The organism is Halomonas sp. DN3, assembly GCF_024137905.1.
GTDB classification, from domain to species: domain Bacteria; phylum Pseudomonadota; class Gammaproteobacteria; order Pseudomonadales; family Halomonadaceae; genus Halomonas; species Halomonas litopenaei.
Genome location: NZ_CP099965.1, coordinates 1,386,282 through 1,406,283, shown reverse-complemented (window position 1 = coordinate 1,406,283; position 20,002 = coordinate 1,386,282). Strand labels below are relative to the sequence as shown.

The 20,002-nt window shown below is 53.9% G+C and carries 22 protein-coding genes and 1 pseudogene; 12 read left to right on the top strand and 11 right to left on the bottom strand.

The window, feature by feature from the left end; genetic code table 11:
• Positions 1-169 precede the first annotated feature (169 nt).
• Positions 170-970, top strand: a complete 801-nt coding sequence (locus tag NKF27_RS06230) for a hypothetical protein (RefSeq protein WP_253555737.1) — start codon at positions 170-172, stop codon at positions 968-970.
• Positions 971-982: 12 nt separating this feature from the next.
• Here the strand turns inward: NKF27_RS06230 and NKF27_RS06225 are convergent, their stop codons facing one another.
• The 5 genes and pseudogenes from NKF27_RS06225 to NKF27_RS06205 form a co-directional block, all read right to left on the bottom strand.
• Positions 983-1,201, bottom strand: a complete 219-nt coding sequence (locus NKF27_RS06225; protein ID WP_253555736.1) for an AlpA family phage regulatory protein — start codon at positions 1,199-1,201, stop codon at positions 983-985.
• 309 nt (positions 1,202-1,510) lie between these two features.
• A pseudogene (gene istB / locus NKF27_RS06220) lies at positions 1,511-2,362 on the bottom strand (IS21-like element helper ATPase IstB).
• Positions 2,363-2,397: 35 nt separating this feature from the next.
• Entirely contained in the window at positions 2,398-2,610 is a 213-nt protein-coding gene (locus NKF27_RS06215) for a hypothetical protein (RefSeq protein WP_253555735.1), read from the bottom strand.
• On the bottom strand, positions 2,597-2,806 hold the full coding sequence (locus tag NKF27_RS06210) for a hypothetical protein (protein ID WP_253555734.1): 210 nt from the start codon (positions 2,804-2,806) through the stop codon (positions 2,597-2,599). Before NKF27_RS06210 ends, NKF27_RS06215 begins: the two co-directional genes overlap by 14 nt.
• A 177-nt stretch (positions 2,807-2,983) precedes the next feature.
• The gene (locus NKF27_RS06205; protein ID WP_253555733.1) at positions 2,984-3,148 is read right to left on the bottom strand and encodes a hypothetical protein; all 165 of its coding nucleotides are present in this window, start codon (positions 3,146-3,148) and stop codon (positions 2,984-2,986) included.
• A 1,096-nt stretch (positions 3,149-4,244) separates the two neighbouring features.
• On the opposite strand from NKF27_RS06205, the gene NKF27_RS06200 reads away from it, so the two are divergent.
• From NKF27_RS06200 to radC, 7 genes are all read left to right on the top strand, one after another.
• A complete protein-coding gene (locus tag NKF27_RS06200) occupies positions 4,245-5,801 on the top strand; it encodes a hypothetical protein (RefSeq protein ID WP_253555732.1) in 1,557 nt (518 codons plus the stop codon).
• Positions 5,802-6,962: 1,161 nt separating this feature from the next.
• Positions 6,963-7,280, top strand: a complete 318-nt coding sequence (locus tag NKF27_RS06195; protein WP_253555731.1) for a hypothetical protein — start codon at positions 6,963-6,965, stop codon at positions 7,278-7,280.
• A 72-nt stretch (positions 7,281-7,352) separates the two neighbouring features.
• Positions 7,353-8,321: a DUF932 domain-containing protein gene (locus NKF27_RS06190; protein WP_253555729.1), complete on the top strand. Its 969-nt coding sequence runs from the start codon at positions 7,353-7,355 to the stop codon at positions 8,319-8,321.
• A 96-nt stretch (positions 8,322-8,417) separates the two neighbouring features.
• Positions 8,418-8,603 carry a hypothetical protein gene (locus tag NKF27_RS06185; protein WP_253555728.1) on the top strand — a complete coding sequence of 62 codons (186 nt, stop codon included), beginning with the start codon at positions 8,418-8,420 and terminating at the stop codon, positions 8,601-8,603.
• Between the two features lie 11 nt (positions 8,604-8,614).
• A complete protein-coding gene (locus tag NKF27_RS06180; RefSeq protein WP_253555727.1) occupies positions 8,615-9,361 on the top strand; it encodes an ERF family protein in 747 nt (248 codons plus the stop codon).
• Positions 9,362-9,421: 60 nt separating this feature from the next.
• On the top strand, positions 9,422-10,033 hold the full coding sequence (locus tag NKF27_RS06175) for a lambda exonuclease family protein (protein WP_253555726.1): 612 nt from the start codon (positions 9,422-9,424) through the stop codon (positions 10,031-10,033).
• 11 nt (positions 10,034-10,044) lie between these two features.
• On the top strand, positions 10,045-10,542 hold the full coding sequence (gene radC / locus NKF27_RS06170; protein ID WP_253555725.1) for a DNA repair protein RadC: 498 nt from the start codon (positions 10,045-10,047) through the stop codon (positions 10,540-10,542).
• A gap of 293 nt (positions 10,543-10,835) precedes the next feature.
• Here the strand turns inward: radC and NKF27_RS21225 are convergent, their stop codons facing one another.
• A complete protein-coding gene (locus tag NKF27_RS21225) occupies positions 10,836-11,051 on the bottom strand; it encodes a phosphatidylglycerophosphatase A (RefSeq protein WP_367399253.1) in 216 nt (71 codons plus the stop codon).
• Positions 11,052-11,073: 22 nt separating this feature from the next.
• Positions 11,074-11,307, bottom strand: a complete 234-nt coding sequence (locus NKF27_RS21220; RefSeq protein ID WP_367399264.1) for a phosphatidylglycerophosphatase A — start codon at positions 11,305-11,307, stop codon at positions 11,074-11,076.
• A 269-nt stretch (positions 11,308-11,576) separates the two neighbouring features.
• On the opposite strand from NKF27_RS21220, the gene NKF27_RS06160 reads away from it, so the two are divergent.
• From NKF27_RS06160 to NKF27_RS06150, 3 genes are all read left to right on the top strand, one after another.
• Positions 11,577-11,921, top strand: coding sequence for a PadR family transcriptional regulator (locus NKF27_RS06160; RefSeq protein ID WP_253555724.1), 345 nt, complete (start codon positions 11,577-11,579; stop codon positions 11,919-11,921).
• On the top strand, positions 11,918-13,117 hold the full coding sequence (gene chrA, locus NKF27_RS06155) for a chromate efflux transporter (protein WP_253555723.1): 1,200 nt from the start codon (positions 11,918-11,920) through the stop codon (positions 13,115-13,117). Before NKF27_RS06160 ends, chrA begins: the two co-directional genes overlap by 4 nt.
• 70 nt (positions 13,118-13,187) lie before the next feature.
• Entirely contained in the window at positions 13,188-14,489 is a 1,302-nt protein-coding gene (locus NKF27_RS06150; protein ID WP_253555722.1) for an ISL3 family transposase, read from the top strand.
• A gap of 47 nt (positions 14,490-14,536) precedes the next feature.
• On the opposite strand, the gene NKF27_RS06145 is transcribed toward NKF27_RS06150, so the two are convergent.
• From NKF27_RS06145 to NKF27_RS06135, 3 genes are all read right to left on the bottom strand, one after another.
• Complete coding sequence (locus NKF27_RS06145; RefSeq protein WP_253555720.1) at positions 14,537-15,337, bottom strand: phospholipase D-like domain-containing protein; 801 nt, start codon at positions 15,335-15,337, stop codon at positions 14,537-14,539.
• A 316-nt stretch (positions 15,338-15,653) separates the two neighbouring features.
• Entirely contained in the window at positions 15,654-16,844 is a 1,191-nt protein-coding gene (locus NKF27_RS06140) for a restriction endonuclease (protein WP_253555718.1), read from the bottom strand.
• Positions 16,845-16,908: 64 nt separating this feature from the next.
• Positions 16,909-17,730 carry a hypothetical protein gene (locus tag NKF27_RS06135; RefSeq protein WP_253555716.1) on the bottom strand — a complete coding sequence of 274 codons (822 nt, stop codon included), beginning with the start codon at positions 17,728-17,730 and terminating at the stop codon, positions 16,909-16,911.
• 150 nt (positions 17,731-17,880) lie between these two features.
• On the opposite strand from NKF27_RS06135, the gene NKF27_RS06130 reads away from it, so the two are divergent.
• Complete coding sequence (locus tag NKF27_RS06130; protein WP_253555714.1) at positions 17,881-18,501, top strand: tyrosine-type recombinase/integrase; 621 nt, start codon at positions 17,881-17,883, stop codon at positions 18,499-18,501.
• Between the two features lie 520 nt (positions 18,502-19,021).
• Here NKF27_RS06130 and NKF27_RS06125 read toward each other — a convergent pair.
• Positions 19,022-19,927 carry a hypothetical protein gene (locus tag NKF27_RS06125; protein WP_253555713.1) on the bottom strand — a complete coding sequence of 302 codons (906 nt, stop codon included), beginning with the start codon at positions 19,925-19,927 and terminating at the stop codon, positions 19,022-19,024.
• Positions 19,928-20,002: the final 75 nt, after the last annotated feature.

Here is a 20,002-nt window from a genome sequence, read left to right as displayed (position 1 = left end):
AGACATATCAAGGGTTGTAGAAAAACATCAGAGTTTTCTTTGCCAATAAAATAACGTTAAAATAACTTCAGCTACAAATAATCACATTCTTAATCTCAAGCTCTAGAATCCTTGATAAATTTATGGCATAATTTTCCAATTCTAAATTTTCGATCAAAGGAAATCCGCAATGAGAAATAATCCATTACCGGCCACCACCTCCATTTCAGAAAAGAAAGGAGGAAAATACAACCAGCACCTCACAAACAGAAACCTCACCATCCCTGACTATTACCACCAGATCTCTTCCATCCCGCTTGAAGACTATATTGGGAGGTTGAAAAGAAAGCTTTGCGAAACCTATTTTTATATATCTCAAAAACCTCCAAGCATTGGTTCAGCTCCATCGGAAGAAAATGAAGAAGAATTAGCAAACAAGCTCTTCCACCAAGAGTACTCTTCAGCTGAAAGTGCATTATCTTCTGGCACGCCAGCTAGCGAGTATCAAAAGATTTTGGAACTCACGCTGTGCGAAAACATTGATGAGAAAATAACAAAGCTATTCTCTACCTCCTTTATGTGGCTAGTCTGCGCTGACCTCCTGGCTCAAGAAGGCTTACGCGATAAAGCTTGGGCAGCGCTCGTTGAATTGGCCTCTCTAGAGACAAGACTTGAAGACGCATGCATAGCTGAAGAAAAACGCAGGGAAAAGCTCCTTCAACAAGAATATGGAAGGTTAGCCAACCAAAATCTAAAACACTTGAGACTCCATCTCATAGACCTCCTGTATAAAGATTGTCCAGATAATGGTTGGCGCTCAGTAAAAGTTGCCACACACAAACTGCATGAAAAAATACTCCAATTCCACGAGCAGAGCGATCAGCGGTCAGTGATAAAGCTCAATGAAAGTGACATTCAACGAATGATCACCAACTGGATGAACAAGAACAAAGAAGTCAATGAGACCTTCAAGAAATTGAAAAATCTCTAGGCAATATCAGGGTCATTCTTGGATTCCCCCTTGGTTTGCAAGTAACCACCTGTCGACATCCGGCTCGGACCAGCCTTTAGATCTAGCACCAAGATTGATCGGCAGAGGAAATGTTGGATCATATTGTTTCATCCGAGGATTCATCTTCGCATAGATGGAAGATCGGCTGATGCCTAGTTTTTGTACCAACTTCCCCATTCTCAGGATTTTCAGGGTTCCATCGTTGCTCATCGTCAAGTTCTCCATATCAATCAACTTACATTACGAATTTTATAGGAACCTGTTAAATAATCGAGCCGACTTGGCACCTATTCAAAAACCGGGCGCAAATACTGTACATAGATCCAGAAACCAATCATCCAGCGCGATTAAAATCATGTTTATTATTTATTTTTCAATGACTTACTGAAGCGTGTGTATTAGTGTCTACCTAATGCAAAATATTACTGACCCTGCCCCCTCCGCCGGTGTCCTGCCTACAGGCACATCTGCATGGTCAGACAGACGCCAATGCGGTGCGCATACAAGCAGGATTCGGAGCTAAGCGTGCCTCAGGCAGCTAGCCGACCAAATTGCTGTCAAGCGACACCAGAATCTGCCTAACTCCAACAGTGAAATCTGACCCCTTACCCCTCTGGCGACCTGCTCGGGATGGTGGATGCCATCGGGCTTAATCAGCCCGGCCTTGCGCTTGGCACACAGTCGGTAACTGTCATCACAGATGGTGATTACGTGACTGCGATGCCGCAGCCGGTCGAGGATGGAGGTGGCGACCACGGCTTCACCGAACACCTCGCCCCACTCGCTGACTGTCCGGTTACTGGTGACCAACAGGCTGTAGCGTTCTTAGCGCCGGGAGACCAGCTGGAAGAACAGATTGGCCGCGCCCGGCTCCAGCGGCAGGTAGCCCAGCTCGTCGATGATTAATAGCTTGGGCTTGGCGAAGAGCCTCAGGCGCTTCTCCAGGGCGCCATTGGCATGAGCCTGGACCAGCTGGGTGATCATTGCCGTGGCGGTGGTGAACAGCACTGAGTAGCCGGCCTTGACCGCTTCCCTACCCAGAGCCACGGTGAGGTGGCTCTTGCCCAAGCCCGGCGGGGTGAGCAGCAGCAGGGTATCGCCGTTGGCGATCCAGCTTCCGCCGGCCAGTTCGCGGATCTGGCCGAGGTCCACGGTAGGCTGAGCGCTGAAGTCGAAGCCTTCCAAGGTGCGCAGGAACGTGCAGCGGGCGATGCTCAACCCCATCTGGATACGTCGCTGCTCCTTGTCGGCCACCTCCTGCTCGAACAAGTAGGTCAGCGTCTCGCTCCGGGTCAGCTCCCGGCGAGCAGCCTCGACGAGCAGGGTGTCGAGCCGCTCGCGGATGGCGGTCAGCTTGAGGCGCTTCAGCATGGCGTCCAGACGTTCAGTAGCCGGCGTAGTCATCATCAGCCACCTCTCACCACGGCCTCATATGCTGTCAGGTCGCACTGCAACGGGGCCGGCGGCAAGGTGGCCACGATCTCGCTGGACGCCACGGTGTCCTCGGTAGTCGCCTTGGGCGATCGGTAGCCGACGATGCCCTGCACGTGCTCCGGCAGACAGCGCACCTGGGGGTGCCCACCCAGCTCCGGGTGGCGGGCCACCTCACGGAACGACATGGTGCACCCGCAGTTCGCCGTCGGTCACGCTGACCTGGACGGGGTCACCGATCAGGCGCCAGGGCACGCTGAAGCGGTTGATGTCGACCTCCACAGTGGCATCGCGCTGGACCCGAAGGCTCAGTTCACGGGCCTGCTCGAAGGGCACCCGATCGTTCAGCGGCTGCAGGCTGGCCTGCTTGGCAACGAAGCGCACCGCTAGCAGCTCTCCGGTGGTGCCGTGTACCCGCTAGTCGGCAATCTCACGCATCCACCAGATCAGGTGGGCTTCCAGCGCCGCCCAGGAGGCGAAGGTCCTGCCGGCGATGGCGTTACGCTTCACGTAGTCAACGCCACGCTCGTCCTTGCCTTTGGTACGGGCGCGGTACGGCGCTCAGGCCACCGGCCGGCCCCCCCAGTAGCGCGCAAAGGCCGACAGCCGCTCGTTGAACACCACTGCGCGGTTCGTCTCGTTGTGGTGATCAACCAGCGCCCGGGCGTTATCCAGCAGCATCTGCTCCGGCACCCCGTTGAAGTGGCGGAAGGCGCGGCAAACCACGCCGACTGGTGCTCGTGACAGAAGGCGCGGATGCAGTGGCGGCGGGAGGAGCCGAGGGTGGCGACAAACAGGAAGACCTTGACCGACTCTCCATCAATGGTGATATGGCGGCTGCCAAAATCGATCGGAAGCGGCTTGCGGGGTGGAGTCTCGAAACTCATCGTCGCCTTGTCTTCGACCCGGCGCCTAGCAGAGGGGCTCGCAGGTGCGTTACACCGTCCGCAGGCTGACGGTAAGACCATGTTCGAGTGAAGGACTTGCAGCATGATGTCGGCATTGTCGGCGTGCTGCAGGCTGGCCTGTCGCGACTCCCACCATGGCGCAGATAGCGCTTGACGGTATTCTTTCTGATACCAAATTCGTGGCGGGATGCCTGAAGCCCCAATTACTGGACTTCAGGCGCCGCTCGGGACGGGCTTCTTGAAAAATACTCATATGAGCTTGGTTACCATGGATGTCCAGAAACATCCAAAATCGACTTTTATCATCTAACGACATTCAAATCCATATTTTAAAAAATCTCATTATCCACTCCCTTTAAAACCTGCTAAATTTTTCAACATAAGCAATGAAGGAGATGAAAAATGAAGTAGTTTACAGAGGACGAGCCAGGCAGGATAAATGCTACATCAACGAAGCCAAAAACTTTTCAATGCTAATGAAATACGGACTTCAATGGCAATATTCATCAACCACTATATTCATGAAAAACCTGAGCCTCCGCATGCTCATGCTTACGAATATCCTGCACAAAAGGATCAACAATTTTTGGCAGAATCAAGGCGGTGCTCTATAGCACATTCAGCCTGGAATAATAGGAGGTATAGAGTAAATAAAGCAACGCGACTGCTCCAGCTTAAAACTGAAAATCATATTCAACTGACAGGAACATTTATATGCAAATACGCTACCCCCTGATAGTCCCCTAGCTCACAGGTACCGCTACGAAAAAAATGAGAAGGCAAGTAAAAAGCACGAATCTCATACCCTAAAAGCAAGCTAAGGACTCAGCCTAATGTACGATAATCCATATCCCCTCAACCAACCCTCAACAGAGAACGGTGCATGCCTCCCCCATCCATCCGCGTATCCCCAGATGGACTATCAGGCAATCTCCCCCGAGAGCACCGGTCTGCACAACTCGGGCCAGCAACGGTCTTTTTACCGTGTGGGACGGCCACCCAAGCCCTGCAAGGCCAATCTCATCCGGCAGATCCTTCACCAAGCCTATCGCCTTGTAGCTGATCCTAACGGCGTATATTTCCTTGTACCGAACTTAGGCGGTCCCGTACTGATGTTGGAAGCGGAGATGATTTCACCGATTATCAAGCACATAGCAGCGAGCACTAACAACCGCGACGTTTCCGACCAAAATGTCCGGGACGCGTTGGAAATCATTCGGGGGGATTACTCGGATTTTTCGACAATCGGCAATGGCCGAACCTGGCTGGACAATTACGATAATCGATATATCGCACTGAATGGCAAAGTGATGATGCTTCCGCCGAAACAGGAGAACATGATTCAGCCAGAGCTAGCCTATCCTTACTGGCATCCCGCCAATAGTCGTCCCTTTCACACGATGTATATTCAGGGTCACAGTGCGATGGACCTCTCAGGCGTGCGCATCATCGAGTCATACGTGCCGATCCCGAAGGATCGAGACCTGCTGATCTATACGTTCATGGTGCTTTGCCTAATGCCAGAACGTCAGCAGCTGGTCCTGGAACTCACAGGGGAGCTTAAATCTGGTATGGCACAACTACAGGATATCATCAAGCGCATAGTCGATCCAGTGATCAAGGAGAATGCGATTCGTGATACACCCACAAAGGTCAGGGACGTGGATCAGAAAGCCTGGCGGCACCATGTGCTCAATCTGGAATACGTCGAAGACGGGCTGAGTTCAGCGGTACAGCGACGTATGTTTGAGTTGCTCTGCAAAAGCCGGCTGGAATGGAAGGCTATTGGTTGCCATGAGATCACATCAAGTCTCGCTGTGCGGCGTGCTTTTTTGCTGAGCAGTCTGGAGCCGGTCATCACACAACCTGAATTAGTGGAACTCACCTTGAGTCTGGAAATGCCATCACCGTCAACAGATAAGACGGGCAAGGCGTCTTCCCAATGCCACACGCAGGAGAGTTTACCAAGCGAAGATCAGAGTCGCGTCTTCAACGCACTGCTGGGATTGCTCGGTAAAGCACATGCCAATATCGACCAAGTGCTCTTAGATCGGAGAGTACCAGAAGGCTGGCACGATCTCTGTCGAATCGGAATGATTGTTGCCGACACACTGACCGGCAGAGCAGAGGCCTTTTGGGCGCAGTACGAGGCATATCTCAATGAGCGGCTCTGCGAGATGACTGAAGAGGAGCCGATCGCCAAGGCAGTTGTTGAATATCTGAGGATCAACGGCATCACGGAAGCCATCGAAAATCCAGCGGGGGTCTGGCTGGCTATCTTGACCGAGTATCGGCCGACCTGGGTCTCGGATAGCCAATGGCCGCGTGAGGCGCGTGGCCTTGGCGCGGCCTTCAAGCGTGCCGCCCCGCTGCTCGATGCCCAGGGCATAACTTGCTACAGCAACGGCAAACGTGGCTCGAAACGCCATTGGGTGATAGGCCCAATAGGGCTTGCCATGCAGCATTTCTGACCAATCGGCCTTCATCGCGTGTCGAGACTAAGGCGGTTACCTGCCAGTTTGGAGGAGGAGTTGGTGGACCTGGCAGGTTTTCTACGTCGGCAGCCTAGCCTGTGTGTCTTTCAGGTAGGCGCGGGGCTCGTGGCGGTTAAAGTTGGTAGGCCGTCTCAGGCTGATCATGTTGGTGGCCTGCTGGCTCATTCGCAGTGGCCGGGCGAGTAGCCAGTTGGTTTTTCCCGGCGATGTGCCGTCATCGAAGTAGCGCGTGATCACCGTCCAGCGTTTCCGACGACTACCCTACCCCCTCGCCAGGACTCGGTTCAGTGGAGCGTGTCCAAGCAAACTCCCGAGGGCGGGCCAGATGCCCAGACCACTGGGAACCAGCATCTCCATCCGATTGCCACTACGTCGGCAAGAGGCAAGCACAGTGGGTCCGAGGCGAACCGAATGCCTTGACCACCCGGACTTTCGCAATATTTGGACCAGCCGACATATCCATCAGCCAGATCACCAGGCAATGCTCGCTGAACACCGCACAGCGTCGGTCCCTGGGCAACCCACGGTCATCGAGCCCCATGCCGACGAGTCCTGAGAACGACTCCTCAGAATAAGGCAGTGGCATCGATTGGTTACTGATTTCTGCCGGACCGGGAGAGGCGGCGCGGCCAACATCCAGCTCTGCCGCCTGGCCTTGCGAGTCAATGCTTGTCCAAGTTTGATATGGAGCCCCTGCTGCTGGGCGACCTAGACAATCGAGGTATCGTGCTGCAGGCAATCTGCCACGATCCAGGACTTGAGATCCGGATGTGTGCTCACTGGACATATACGAGACGTCCATGACAAGACGACGTTCGCTGCTGAAAATCTTGTCTGTTGTCCACTCCTGAGGCTGTTTTTTCGAAAAGCCTGGTGTTCAACGTCGTGATGTCGTGCTCAGAGGAACCCCCTTAGCATCGTGTTGGCCAGTTGCGATGACCGCTGCCCGGCCTCCCGCTCCTGACAAGCATGTCCAGAAGCAGCACTGACACGCTGTCGAAAGGTCCATCGGAGAGGTGGTATTCACTAAAATAGCAGGTTTTCTGTAGAGGTTATGTTCCAGTTTTTTTGAGACCTATATCACTCCTGTGAGCCCAGCCATTCCCAGGCTTGCTGCATCGCCACAGGAGACATGACATGCCCCCACCCTGCTCGCGCTGTGTCTCGCAGCGCGTGATCAATCTCGAGACCGCCCGCACGTTGGGGACGGCTACCGGCGCGTTGGCCGGCTCGCTCAAGGGCGCCTATGCAGCGCTCTACTCGCCCGGCCGATTACCGCCCTCCTCATCGCAGTTTCCCCTCAACCGAGTCGCCGTTGTCGCGATGGCCGCCGCTTCGAGCGGTATCGCCGGAGCCGCCGCCGGCTACCAGATGGTCCAGCACCTGTTTCCCCCCGGAGAGGGCTCGCCCTGGCTCTGCCTGGGCTGCGGCCACGCCTTCCGGTTACTGGACTGATTCCGTCACCCCGCTTCCCCCCCCCCTCAATGCCGGCGACTTTCCGGCTTTTTTTCGTCTTGGAGGTTTCTCATGGCACATGAGCTCGAACAGATGGCATACGTTGGCGATATCCCTTGGCACGGCCTGGGGCGGCAGTTGTCGCGTCATCAACCGCTAGAGGTCTGGCGGCAGCAGGCCGGCATGGACTGGCACATCGATGAATCCCCGGTGCGCTTCATTGCCGATGGCACGGGCCACCTGGGAAGCATCCATTCCTTTCCGGAGCAGAAGGTGCTCTATCGCTCCGACACCAAGGACCCGCTATCAGTGGTCTCCCAACGCTACAAGGTGGTGCAGCCGGAGGAGGTACTGGAGTTCTATCGCGATCTCACGGAATACGCGGGGTATGAGCTCGAGACCGCCGGTGTCCTCAAGGGCGGTCGCAAGTTCTGGGCGTTGGCCAAAAGTGGCCTGGGTGGGGCGCTGAAGGGTCAGGACCAGGTCAACGACTACCTGCTGTTGGCGACCTCCTGCGATGGGTCTCTGGCCACTGTCGCTATGCCGACCTCGGTGCGCGTGGTCTGCAACAACACCCTGACCATCGCCGTGGACGGTACTTCGCAGGGCGTGAAGGTGCCGCACAGCACCGAGTTCCGTCCGCAGCTAGTCAAGCAGCAGCTGGGGATCTCCGTGTCGCAGTGGGACGATTTCATGTACCGCCTGAAGACCCTGGCCGAGCGCAAGGTCAGCCAGGAGGAAGCGAGGACCTACTTCCAATCGGTGATCTGCAACGCCGAGGCGCCGCTGGAGGATCCGTCCAAGCTGCCCAACGTTCGCGCCCTCAATCGCGTTCAGAAGCTCTACCAGGGCGAGGGGCGCGGCTCCCAACTGTGCACGGCGCAAGGCACCGCCTGGGGGCTGCTCAACGCGGTCACCGAGTACGTGGATCACGAGAAGCGCGCTCGCAGCAACGACTATCGGATGGACTCCGCCTGGTTTGGCCAGGGGGCCGGTCTCAAGGACAAGGCCCTGGAGTCAGCCCTTGCGCTGGTGGGCTGATTTCCCAGTAGCGACACCCCCACTCAGTCTTTCCCTCACCACGGCATAACGCCCGGCCCCTTCAAAGGCCGGGCGTTACTGTTTCTGGAGATGCCAATGCAACCGCCCATAACGATCGAAATGTGTCGTGTCCTGACCCAGCTGACGCGTCAGTTGCTAGAGGCCGGCGAACACGAGACCGAGACCCATGTGCTGGCCGTGGGTCGTGTCTACCGCGTGGCCCTGACTCTTGAGCCAGTGCCTATCGAACAACTCCCTGACGTCATCCAACGCTATCGCTAACGGAGGTCATTATGGCAACACCCATTCATCCCAAGACCGTCAACAAAGCACCGGTTACCCAAGCCACCCCGGACAGCACCGCGATCATTCAGGTGATCGAGCGGGCCGCCCTCAATCCTGATGTCGATATCGAGAAGATGGAGCGCCTGCTGCAGATGCAGGAGCGCGTGCTGGATCGCCAGGCGCTGATGGCCTATAGCGCTGCCATGGCAGCCATGCAGACCGAACTGCCAAGCATCGCCGAGCGTGGAAAGACCAATAACGGGCACTACGCCACCCTGGAAGACATAGTCGATACCGTGCGTCCGATCATGAAGAAGCACGGCTTCGCGGTGAGCTTCCGTATTCAGACCCAGGAGCGTGGCATTCAGGTGACCGGCGTGCTGATGCACCAGGACGGTCATCGTGAAGAAACCAGCATGCTGTTGCCGGCCGATACCAGCGGCAGCAAGAACACCGTCCAGGCGTTCGGCTCCTCCACTAGCTACGGCAAGCGCTACATTCTGTGTGCCCTGCTCAACATCACCACCCGCGGCCAGGACGACAACGGTCACGCCGCCGCCCCGGTCAAGCTGGTTACCCCCTTCCAGGCCGGGCAGATCCGGCAGCTGATCGCCGCTTGTCCCCCGGCGACTCAGGAATGGTTCGTCGGCAAGTACGGCGATGCCGAGCAGGTGCCACGCGGCGACTTCGACAAGCTTCGGGCTTCCCTTCAAAAACGGGCTCACCCCAATCAGCACAACCATCAACATCACTGACCATCCGGCGCGGGGCCTCCCCTCGCCGGCTTATGCCGTGCCATCGAGAAGGAGAACGTCATGCAAATCCTGACACTGGACCAAGGCACGCCCGAATGGCATGCCGCCCGTCTGGGCATCATCACCATGTCCGAACTGAAGACTCTGCTGGTCAAGGGCAAGGGGCCGGGAGGCTTCGGTGCCGGTGCGATGAGCTACATGCACCAGCTGATCGGTGAGCGCATCACCGGCGAGCCCTCCGATGCCTTCCAGGGCAATACCTACACTCAGCGGGGACATGAGTTGGAGCCGGTTGCCCGCGAGTTCTACCAAGAAGCCACAGGACTACCGCGTCTCGAGCAGGTCGGCATCATCTTGAACCACGGGGTCGGCTATTCACCGGACTGTCTGGTGAACAGCCACGGCCTGGTGGAGATCAAGACCAAGTTGCCCAAGTACCAGATCGAGCTGCTGCTGGCCGACGAGCTGCCCCAGGAGCACGTCGCACAGTGCCAAGGTGGCCTGTGGGTCAGTGAGCGGGAGTGGATCGACTTCGTCAGCTACTGGCCAGGCATGCCGCTGTTCGTGAAGCGGGCCTACCGGGACGAAGCGATGATTCGCACCGTCGCCGAGCGTGTCGAGGCCTTCTACGAGGAGCTGGAGCGCCGCATGACCATGGTCATGGCGGCCTGAGGAGCAACATCATGAACCACGGCAAGCTGAGTGCCGGCGAGACTGCCGGCACCTATCGCATCACCGACACGGTGACCGAGGCGGAGCTCTTGGGCATCGCCAAGGCCTTCGCTCGTCGCCGGCTGGCCAAGGGACGCAAGATTACCAAACCCGGGCTGGCATTCGAGCACCTGCAGGTGCTGTTGCAGGAGTATGAGCACGAAGTATTCAGTGCCCTATTCCTCGACTGCCAGCATCGGGTGATCTGCTTCGAGGAGCTTTTCCGCGGCACCATCGACTCGGCGAGCGTTTACCCGCGTGAAGTAGTCAAACAGGCCCCAGCCTGCAATGCTGCTGCGGTGATCCTGGTTCACAACCATCCCTCTGGCGATCCCGAGCCCAGCGATGCAGACCGACGCATCACGCATCGGCTCACGGAAGCCTTGGGCCTGGTGGAAATCCGCATCATCGATCACATCGTGGTTGGGACAGAAGGGTGCTCATCCTTTGCAGAGCTTGGATACCTCTGAACGTCAACGAAACACAACGCCGACGCTGCCTTCAGAGGCGGCGCCGGCTTATCAGGCTACTAAATTTTTTTGGTGAACATTGGCAGGTACCGGCCAGGAGCTGACGTTAAGAAAGGGCTTATGTAACGCTTGGTACAGGTGTGCCGAAGGCATCACTTAGAACCAACTATTAATTTTTGGGTATCCGGAATAGATGGTTGATATGCCTGATAACACATTAAGGTCACATCTCGTCTACTCACCGGATTTTTTGGTTGATAAGCCTTTTCAGTGACGAATCCAAGGCTATCACTTCACCTAAGATGGCACCGACGCCACATGGCGATGCCAATGGAGAGCACGATCCAGGCATAGATGGCCGCCATGACATCATCCAGAACAATGCCCAGGCCGCCACCGATGGCTTCGATATGGCTGATGGGCAATGGCTTGGTGACATCGAACAGCCGGTATATCACGAATGTCACCCCCATCACCCACGGGCAGCGCGCCATGGCAAGCCCGATCATTACGATAGGAAACGCCAGGTATTCATCGGCAACGATCTGGGGAACATCTCCCCCCCAGCCACAGGGAAGCCCAGTGACAGAGCGGCACGGCCATGGCCAGCAGCACCACCATGATGACAACCCGCCGCCCTGGCGGATGGCCCAGCAGCCACCAGGCCAGCGGCAAACCGATTAGCGATCCGAAGGTCCCCGGTGCCCATGGCAGCCATCCCAGTCCGAAGCCGGTCGCTACCAGCAGAACCGCACTTTCTATCATCATGTTTCGTCATCCGCTTCATAGGTATTGAGACCACCCTCGATGCAGAATGCCCTTTCGGCATCTCGCTTAGGGGCCTAGGTGGGCGGGACTTTGGTAATGCGTTGCCTGGCGTCATTGGCCAGTCGTAGAAACTCGTCAGAATGCTTAGCCATTGAAGTTCAATCCTCACTCATGAGCGGAGAACGCCATCTTGTAATGTGGATGCTGGTTTGGTAAAACGAAAACCGATATCGATTTTCGTTTTTGGCAATGCAGGTGTAAACGCCATGGAGCATCATGACCTGCTCGCCGGCTTGGTAAGGCTACACGTCCTGCACCACGCAGCCGAGCATGAGATATACGGCCAGTGGATGATCGATGAGCTGGCTCACCACGGCTATCGACTGAGCCCCGGGACCCTTTACCCCATGCTGCATTCGATGGAGCGCAAGGGGTACCTGACCTCCCGGGAAGAATACCAGGGAAGCACACGCCGCAGGCTCTACCGTGCAACCGACCTCGGTCGGGAAGGGCTGGCGGTGGCCAAGCGACAACTGCGAGAGCTTACCGGTGAGGCCATGAATGACGAGACCTGCACTTCAATGAACGGTGGCAAGGAGTCCGATCAATGAGCCATACGCCACGTCCTGTCGGGCGCATCAGAGAAGTCTTCGGTGCCTTTCTGCTGCTGGGCCTGACCTCCTTCGGAGGCCCCATCGCCCACCTCGGCTACTTCCGCACCGAGTTTGTAGAGCGACGCCGCTGGCTCTCCGAACAGGCCTATGCCGACCTGGTGGCGCTGTGCCAGTTTCTACCCGGTCCCGCCAGTAGCCAGGTGGGATTCGCTCTGGGGCTGATGCGCGCCGGCCCCTGGGGGGCAGCGGCGGCCTGGACGGCCTTCACCCTGCCGTCGGCCATCGTGCTGGTGCTGTTCGCCTTGGGCTCTGCCGCGCTTGATGGCCCCATCAGCCAGGGCATCATCCATGGCCTAAAGGTGACAGCGGTGGCCATCGTCGCCCACGCAGTGTGGGGCATGGCACGCAGCCTCTGTCCCGATCCTCGGCGCGCCGGCATTGCACTGGCCGCAGTGTTCACCGTGGTGCTGGTTAGCGGCCCGCTGGGACAGGTGTCCGCCATCGTGATCGGGGCCCTGGCTGGCATGGCGCTGTGTCGAGCCCACGCCGAGGCCGACGTTCACGACCTGCCTTTGCCTGTCTCTACGCGTGCCGGCCATCTGGCGGGACTGGCCTTCGTTGCGTTGCTGCTCGGCCTACCACTGCTGGCTTGGGCCAGCCCCTCCGCCGCCCTGGCGGTCATGGACGCTTTCTATCGCGCCGGTGCCCTGGTGTTCGGCGGCGGGCACGTGGTGCTGCCGCTGCTCGAGGCAGAGGTGGTGCAATCCGGCTGGGTCGGTGCGGACGAGTTCCTGACAGGCTACGGTGCCGCCCAGGCCGTACCGGGGCCGCTGTTTACCTTTGCCTCCTATTTGGGCGCGGTGATGGCGCCGCTCGGCGGCAGCCTATACGGTGCCGCCCTGGCGCTGGTAATGATCTTCCTGCCCGGGATGCTGCTGTTGGTGGCAATACTACCCCACTGGAACCGATTCCGCCGCTGGGACAGCGCGCAAGCACTGATGCGCGGCGCCAATGCGGCAGTCGTGGGCATCTTGGGCGCCGCCCTCTACCAGCCGGTCTGGACCAGTGCCATTCTTGGCCCCCACGAGTTTGCACTGGCGCTGACTGGCTTCCTCTTGCTCAGTATCTGGAAGCTGCCGGCCTGGGCGGTAGTAGTCATCCTTGCCAGTGGCGGCATACTCATCACCATGTAGCCGGCACTGCCCTCCATGCCAAACAGGTACTATCCCGATAACCGATACTTGCCACGAAAACGCCCAAGACATGACGCGATTTGCTGACAGCATTCTCCATCTGCCGGAATACCACGTCCTGGGCGCCAAGGTAGAAGAGCATGATCTTCACTACCAGGTCGAAGCTCCTGAGCCTCTAGCTTGCGAGGAATGCGGCGTTGAGAGTGAGCTTGTCAGGTTCGGCAAGTGCGATGTGGCCTATCGTGATCTGCCCATCCACGGCAAGCGGGTCACCCTCTGGGTGGTCCGTCGCCGCTACACATGCCGAGCCTGCGGCAAGACATTCCGCCCAGCACTCCCCAAGATGGTTGACACTCATCGCATTACGCGGAGGCTTTACAGCCATGTCGAGAAGGAAGCCTTCAACCATCCCTACGCTTATGTGGCTGATACCACGGGCCTTGACGAGAAGACCATTCGAGAGATCTTCAAGAAAAAGGCTGAGTTCCTGGCGACCTGGCACCGCTTCGAGACACCCCGTTGCCTGGGCATTGACGAGCTGTACCTGAACCGCCGCTACCGCTGCATTCTGACCAACTTGGAGGAGCGCACTCTATTGGACCTGTTGCCCGGTCGTCAGCAGGATGCGGTGACGAAACGGCTCATGAGCATGACCGAGCGTGACAAGGTCGAGATCGTCAGCATGGACATGTGGAAGCCCTACCGACGTGCCGTTCAGGCGGTGCTGCCACAGGCCCGCATCGTGGTCGATAAGTTCCATGTTGTGCGTATGGCCAACGAAGCCCTGGAGAAGGTCCGAAAGGGGCTCAGGAAGGGGCTGACGGCCAACCAGCGACGGACCCTCAAGGGTGACCGGAAGATCCTGCTGAAGCGGGCTCACGACGTTTCAGACCGCGAGCATCTCATCATGGAAACCTGGACAGGGGCCTTCCCTCAGCTCCTGGCAGCCTACGAGCACAAGGAGCGGTTCTACCACATCTGGGACTGTGCCACCCGGCGAGATGCTGAGAAGGCGCTGGCTGCCTGGATTGACGACATCCCGCAAGGGCAGAAGGAGGTCTGGAAGGAACTTGTCAGCGCCATCAGCGGATGGCGTGAGGAGATGCTGACCTACTTCGAGACCGACATCCCGGTCACCAACGCCTACACGGAGTCGATCAACCGGCTGGCCAAGGACAAGAACCGCGATGGCCGGGGTTACTCATTCGAGGTGATGCGGGCCCGGGTGCTCTACACCACCAAGCACAAGAAGAAGGCGCCACAGACCAAGGAATCCCCCTTCCTGGGCAAGGCCACCATGACCTACAGCATGGGTCTACCCGAGCCCGAGAAGAACTACGGCGTCGATCTATCAACCTTCTGGGAAAATTAAGGTTTTGGTGGATCAGAAGGGATCATCAACCACTTAATCCGGATACCCTAATTTTTCTGATTATAAAGCTCTATAAACTGCTTAGAAAAGCCTTCAGCTAACTCTCTACTGTCAGTGACGGTTATGCTTTCGTTATTAAACTTGGCGTTGCTTGTCCAGTTATAGGACCCATGAATTACTTTATATAGATCAATTATGCAAAATTTATTATGCATCAACTTCTTACCCCAAGGGGAGTTTGGAGCAATAGTTTTATATTCAATACCTCTAGTATCAAATTTTAGCCCATGAAGCCTGGTAACTTCGTCATCGTTAACAATGACTCTAACATTTACCCCTGCCAAATGCTTTTCACGCAACTCATTTCCTATATCTTTATCAGTAAACCATGCCACAGCAACCCAAACAGTAAACTTCGCATCTCTAATACAATCAATGATTTGATTTTTAATTTCTTGGAAATGAGCTTCAACTAAGACAGGATCCTCGAGACCAAAGCCTGCCACCTTATAAATACCTGATTCATCCTTTTCTAGCGTGTAGCCATCATGCTTAATTATTTCTTTAATCTCATCAGCCACTTCATCAGGATTGCTTACTTTACGACTATCAGAAAGTGCTTCAACCAACCTCTTGAAGTCAGGTTTACCATTAACGTCTTTTAACCGCTCATAAGCATACTCATTCCTTGACCAAGCATTAGGCAAACCATTCCGAGCATATTCGTCTTTTAAGCCAAAAGCATTAAAGAACTTTATCAATTCTCGTCCTGACATATACGGGGCTGGAGAACCATCCCCAGTCACATACGGCTTGATAGCATTTAATGTTAGATCTGAAACTTTCAAGCTTAAATTAACTCCTTGCCTTTTCTGGACTGCTGACTTGGGTCGTCAGTTGCCGTACCTGATAAATATTATAGTCTGAAGTTCGGCGTTCGGCTAGGAACGGACTTTGTCGTCGGCGCCCTCTCCCTGCATCGGGGATAACTGCATACTCTATCTGTCAACCTTTACCCAACCGAAAAGAAACCTTGATATGGTGAACAGAACCTATCGACCAGTAGCGGACATTTAGGATAAGTTGATGTAACGCTACGCTCTTCGGCAGTTTTGGAGCGCAGCGGAAAAACTGTCCGAAAGCAGCTCCTGGTTATGTTGCTTATTACCGCAACCCGAATTCAGCAATTATCCCTGGTCTACTCGCAAGCAGTCGTTCCAAATGACTTTCCGCCCACATCTCAACTCGGAGAGCACTGTCGGATTGATTGTGCTTTTCAACAACGGAAACGGCATCTGATGTAAATCTACCCGAGGTCGCAATAACGTGAACATCCACTCTAGGAGGCTCCCAAAGCTTCATTTGTTCTTTAAGAGTCGCAATGTCAGCTGGCCCCACGCTCTTGGACTGCCAGTGTTTGCATTGAATGATGACTCTTTGCCTTAATGTACCGCCGAGTGCGTCGGAATGGAGCCGATGCACTGAGAGGTCTCGTCCACGATCTGGGGCATTGGTTTTCATCAACCATTCAGGATTTTCATAACCGCTCTCGGATGAAATTAGCGCAAAAATTAGACGTTCAAATTCTTCATCAGTAAGATTTTCCCATTTAAGCTTGGTTGCAACCGGGCCCCTCGGCTTTGCGCTTACCAAATCACCCAAATCTTCGACGTCTACTGGAACTGGCTCCGACTCGCCATACATCGATTTTCGAAGGCCCACTTTTACGCTCGGCCAATCGTGCTCGATAATGTCATGAAGGTCTCCCAGCGTTCCAAAATGCATGTGTCTGTGGAGGTCTTTCCAGCGCGCTGGCTTGGTTACGCTGCTGCCTAATAGTGTAGCGACCTGAGCAACATTCCCCTTGAGTGCATCAAACTCTGGGTCGGGAATTTCCTCATGCGACGGAGCCTCATCGGTAAGCAATTTCGCTAGGCTGCGTAGGTTAGCATCGACAGCATCAATAAGTTCATTCAGAGTATCCCGAATTAGCTCTCGTCGTTTTTGGTTAAATCGATAGCGATACTCCCGTAAGTTTCGTGACGGCTCCCCAATTTGCCTCTCAACAGAGACAATACACTCAATTTCACCTAGCTCATGCGCATCTAGCCGATTCTGTGCTATCTCATCTAGATCCATGAGGACTATTTCTGGCTTCCACCCGTCAATCTTGGGCAACATTGTAAGCAAAGCGTCAAAATTTCTGCAGTTCGTTTCATAGTCCGGATTATCGCTGAACGATATTCCTCTAGGAATCACAGCTTCAATCTCAGCCAGCAGCTTCTCGGCTTTAATAAGATTAGCCTCAACAGCCTCAAAGTGCCGAAGGGCTGCATTTAATGGGGTATCAGACATTCATCCTCCGAGGACGATAAAAGCAAAATAACGCCAAGACCAATCGCTATTAGATCGTCATCTCTTAAAAGCCATATTTATTGTCTCGCTGTACGTTTTCCGAAGTTTCTGATGTGATACTTCTAATAATAAAAGTACCACTATCTATTGCGTGTCTAATTAACTGTGGCGGGCACCCAGATAGACCATGCACATCACTAGCATTTCTTCGAAATGAACCCATAACATAAGCTGCTTGGTTAATCGAACCTCGATAGTTTTGCCATAGCTTATTAACTTCAGAGTTATCATCCGTCATCTGACTGAATCTGTGGCGATAGACATCTTCTAGTACAGCGAAAGAGCGAGACACCCTTTGCTGGTATGAGTCATCATGAGGATTCCCAAGATCGTGAACCGAATAGAGATGGTTTGTGACCGTATCGAGCGCACTACAAATGGCCGTCATTGCCCCTGAGTAGTCACTTTCACTAAATCTCCGATACGCATTGTTTAGAAGAACCTTCACTTCTTCGGAAAAGTCATTGACGGCTTCCTCCACTTGGAAGTCCAAAGGTCGAAGCTGTCCGTCAACAATCCTCCATCCAAATCTCTCGGCACAATCCGACATGCGGATTTCGAGATAGCGTTTTTGTTCAAGCATTGCGGCTATGAGATTCTGTATTGCCTTTCCCGGATCAGGCTCTCTAGCAATCAATCCATCTAGCGCATCAAGAAGCTCTCCCTTTGAGGCTCCTTTAGCTGGTAATGCTTTCTGTTGTAGGTGAGCTACCTCTTCCACCGGCAACGCAGCCGACGCGACCACATCCTTGGTTTCATTGAAGGTAAAATTTTCTTTAACCGTTGGCCTCAATGCCCGCCACACTTTTATAATATCGGCTTCCATATCTTACCCTTTCGTACAACAAGAATGAACGAGCATGCTGCCTTTGCCGGCATGTCGACTTTGGGTCGGCCCGCGACAGGTGGCGAGGTCAAGCCTACGCTAGGCATGGATTGAACCACACTTTCCTCTCCACCTATGGAGAACCATGCCATGAACGCGTCAACAACTGCAATTCGTGAGCCCTGGAACAAAGGCAAACTGGTTGGGCAGAAAGCACCACTTCGCCTAAAAGATATCTGGGCCATTCGTGTTCGGCTACAGCTCGCTGGGAAGAGACGCGATCTAGCGTTATTTGATCTGGCGATAGATAGCAAGCTACGGGCCTGCGACCTGGTCACTTTACGTGTCCGTGATATTGCTCATGGTAAGCACGTATCACCAAGGGCCATCGTTATGCAGCGGAAAACACAACAGCCAGTGCAATTTGAGATAACCGAGCAGACACGCGAGGCCCTAGCCGATTGGATTCAGCATGCCCGGCTTCGAAGCGAGAACTATCTGTTCCCGAGCCGCATCAGTAGCTCAGAACACCTGTCGACACGACAGTACGCTCGTATCGTCAAAGCTTGGGTAACCTCCATTGGCCTGGACCCTGCAATCTATGGCACGCATACCCTGCGCCGTACCAAAGCATCGCTGATATACCGCCGGACGAGAAACCTAAGAGCCGTTCAGCTACTTTTGGGTCATACAAAGCTGGAAAGTACTGTCAGATACCTCGGGATAGAGGTAGATGATGCCTTGGAGATGGCTGAACAAACAGAGGCATAGCAAGAGTAGAGGCGGTCTGATTCGGGCCGCCTCTACCAGCCAAAAGCGGACAATCAGTGTTCTCGTGCGTGTGATCAACGGCCTCGATGACATGCTGGGCAGCACCATTTACATCCATCAACTCTTCCGCCAAACTTCGTTCGTGCAGCCGCTGTCGCTGGGCCGCAGGAATCATGAATGCCCAAAGGCAGACGATTGTGGTCGGCTGGTGGATGCGGACATCCAGTCGTGTGGACTTCGTGATTTCCATTCTCGTCTGTATTCGTATTCGCGTAGTAACGTGGCATTCATTCTCTCCTTTGCTATCTAGTGGCGAATGGCGAAGAATGCAGTTTCAGTCGTGGTGTCATATCCCACTGCATCGCCAGCTTTTGCACTATCATCATCAGCATATACTAACATTCCTTATTCGGCCAGAAGCGGACGTAAAGTAATGATCATGTTCTAACGCTTTCAACACTGAAAACTTTTCGCAAAATGACAATTTAATGCGGTTTTCGCTAGTTATCCACCACACAAATCAGACAAAAAAATAAATCACATTACTTACAGTTAGCATGAACCAATAAACCAAAGAAACAGACCAGCCTATAGCCACAACAGGCTTATCTTGGTCAAATAAAACCGATAATAATTGCATTTTTCCTAAACAAGATATTATTAACATGCCACTAATTCCTCCATAAATTAGCAAAGAAAACAAAAAAAATGGCCATAATGTTGATACAACAATTACCCACCAAACCCCGTACTCCCAAGAAGTATAATAGCCTTCACCCAAACCAATAATATCGCTTGGAAAAAAGATATAATGGAGAGCATCCAATACAGAAGAAAACCTCCAGGATATCCAGTCAAGAAAATACTGTGCATTGGTTATAGCCTCGGGCCAAGTATCCAAAAGAATATCTATAATGATTAATGAAATTGCCACAAAACACATCGAGCTAACGAGGGTAATAAATGGAAGCACACAGAACAGAATGGCTTTTAGTTTTTTAAAGAACTTAAGCAGGAATCTTAAAAAACAGAACGAAATAAAATCTGTGAGTATATTTAATAAATAAAACAACCCTATGAAGGGGGTGAATATAAACCCTGGCTCTATTTCATCATCCATGATTCCAGAAAAATACAAAACAAAGAAGGCAACTATTATCGCCAGGTGTGTAAAAATGGCACTGGTGGCAATGGACTTTGCGCTAACTAAATGCTCCCCAAACACATTATCGCAAAAAGCATCAAAATATGTAATCCAAGCGACCATTTTTGGTATTTTTACGTCATAGGATATTAGATTTTTGGCTGCTTGGTTTAATGCTGGGCTACAGTCTTCTTGAATCTCACGGGAGAAGTATAGAATTGGTACGGCTGCTGAAAAAGCCACCAACAACGAAAAGAAACTGGAAAAGGTTGATTCTTCCATTTCAACTTATCCCTAATCATAAATCGATAAGACACGGTTAATTCATACCCTTCACTGGAACACATTTAAAGTGAT